The 2345-nt window shown below is 58.3% G+C and carries 2 protein-coding genes; both read right to left on the bottom strand.

The genetic code is table 11. From position 1 onward, the window contains the following. Positions 1 to 734 precede the first annotated feature (734 nt). Positions 735 to 884: a DUF4147 domain-containing protein gene (locus ACR1XY_RS24370; RefSeq protein WP_480597364.1), complete on the bottom strand. Its 150-nt coding sequence runs from the start codon at positions 882 to 884 to the stop codon at positions 735 to 737. A 377-nt stretch (positions 885 to 1261) separates the two neighbouring features. Beyond that, positions 1262 to 2239, bottom strand: a complete 978-nt coding sequence (locus ACR1XY_RS24365) for an HpcH/HpaI aldolase/citrate lyase family protein (protein WP_480597362.1) — start codon at positions 2237 to 2239, stop codon at positions 1262 to 1264. Positions 2240 to 2345 lie beyond the last annotated feature (106 nt).

Genomic DNA, 2345 nt, shown 5'->3' with positions numbered 1-2345 from the left:
CGGATTTCCCCTGCACATCACCAACCCGAGCTATGGTAAGCCGGAACCAAGGCAATTCTTCGATCGTCGGTTGTTGTGGCGGTGTCCAGAAAGGCGACAAAGTCTTTTCCAGACGCGCGGATTCGGCCGCAGGTTTCTGAATCCACAATCGCGCCAGCTGCAGGGGTGGACAATCGCGGCCATCCGTGTTGGCGCTGAGAAAAACCCAATTCCAGGAATTGGGCGTTCTTGCGCCAGTTGGGCCGCGCGCGGCGCCAATTCCCGATTGCGTCCTCTGCGGCTTGTGCCCTTCAGACGTAAAGTTGTTTCACTGCCAAACAACAGAGCGACCGGTCGGTCAGGCGTCTCAGATAGCGCAGCTTGCACAATCTGTTCCTCCGCGTCCGACACGTCACCGATCAACGCGTCGGATCCAATTTCAGCCTGGCAAGTCTTGGCCGCACAGCTATGTGCGACCTCAAGGTTTATCGTGTTCGAGCCAATTAGATGATTGGTCGCCCAGTCGTCATAATCTGTTCGGGGATGCTCTGTTCCGGATGCGTGCGGGTGGAATTTGGCAACCGATGCCAGATGCCGGCGTCGATAAAGGCCCTGCGGGCGTCGGCGTGACTTCCGATTGGTAAGGCAGTCAGTCCGCTGGTGACGGTGCGAAGGTCATCACCGATGACATCTTATAGGATATAGGCCGAGACGGGGGCATGCGATCCGTGCTGCAAAAAACCACCGCCTTTAAGTCAGCTTAGGTGCCGACGCACAAGGTTCATCCGCATGATACCCAACCCGGAAGACTGCAAAACCTCGTTGACCGTGGTTTTGTCCGGCAGGGTCAGTCCTTCAACCAGCGCGGGAGCCAAGCCCGACAGCCCCGCCAGAGAATAGCGCAACGATCTGATCCTGCTCACGTGCGGTGCTGAGCAGAACGATGATCTGCCGCTCGGCTTTCAGGCCTCGTTACTCCGGGACGGGGTGTGCGCTGATCAATACCGTGGCTCCGGGAACGTCAGACTGGTTTTCGGCATGTGTCTCGGCCAGGGCGACGTGATCGCCCTGAACGTGTTTCAATGCCTTGGACATTATGGCGGGGGCAGCTTTCCTTATAGCGACCAGAATTCTGCGCCCACCTTGCTTTGGCAAAGCCAAAGGGGTTGATTGCAATCGTCCTCGCAGAGAGACGGCCGAATCTGCCGCCGTGGCCGCCTTGGTAAAAATGGCGGCGGCACTAACGCAAAACGATTTTGACGATTGCACAGTCGTATTGCGATCAAGCTGCAGCGATTTGCCGGGCTTTTTCGACCATGACTTCTGCCTGACGGATTGAGGCATAGTCGATCAGACGACCATCCAGAGATACGGCTCCTTTACCTGCCGCTTCGGCTTCGGCCATCGCTTCGAGAATACGCTGCGCCTTTGTGACTTCGGCGTCGCCGGGTGACATGACTTCGTTCGCCAGCGCGATCTGGCAGGGGTGGATCGCCCATTTGCCTTCGCACCCCAGAACCGCCGCACGTTTGGCCGCGGCACGATAGCCGTCCGGGTCTTGGAAATCGCCGAACGGCCCGTCAATCGGGCGCAGGCCGTTGGCACGGGCGGCAACCACCATGCGCGCTAGCGCGTAATGCCACATGTCGCCCCAGTGGGTCATGCGTCCGCCATCCGCGTCTGCGTCAGTCAGAACCGAGTAATCGGGGTTCACGCCACCGATGATCGTGGTCCGAGCGCGGGTCGAAGCGGCATAGTCGGCAACACCAAAATGGAGGCTTTCGTTGCGCTTCGAAGCCGCCGCGATCTCGCTGACATTCTGCATCCCCAGCGCGGTTTCGATGATGTGCTCGAACCCGATGCGTTTCTTGAAACCCTTGGCGTCCTCAATCTGGGTGACCAGCATATCGACGGCATAGACGTCGGCGGCGGTGCCAACCTTGGGGATCATGATCAGGTCCAACCGCTCACCAGCCTGTTCGACCACATCCACCACGTCGCGGTACATATAGTGGGTGTCCAGACCATTGATCCGAACCGACATGGTCTTGTTACCCCAGTCGATATCGTTCAGCGCCTCGATGATGTTTCTGCGCGCCTGTTCCTTTTCGTCTGGCGCAACTGCGTCTTCCAGATCAAGGAAGATGACATCCACATTCGACTGCGCTGCCTTTTCGAACATACCGGGCTGGCTGCCGGGAACGGCTAGCTCGCTGCGGTTCAAGCGGGCAGGGGCTTGTTCAATGGAATGAAAGCTCATGGTTCGGGTCCTTCAACTTACAGGTTAGGATAGATCGGGAATTTGGCGCAGAGGTCTGCGACCTCGGCTTTGACCTTGGCTTCGACGGCACCGTTTCCGTCTTCGC

The sequence above is a fragment of the Ruegeria sp. AD11(2025) genome, from assembly GCF_056542405.1.
The sequence above is the reverse complement of the archived record's forward strand: the minus strand, read 5'-3'. Positions and strand labels throughout refer to the sequence as shown.

Excerpts from the sequence above, each read along its gene's own strand:
- ACR1XY_RS24365 (WP_480597362.1), bottom strand. The coding sequence starts at position 2,239 with ATGAGCTTTCATTCCATTGAACAAGCCCCTGCCCGCTTGAACCGCAGC.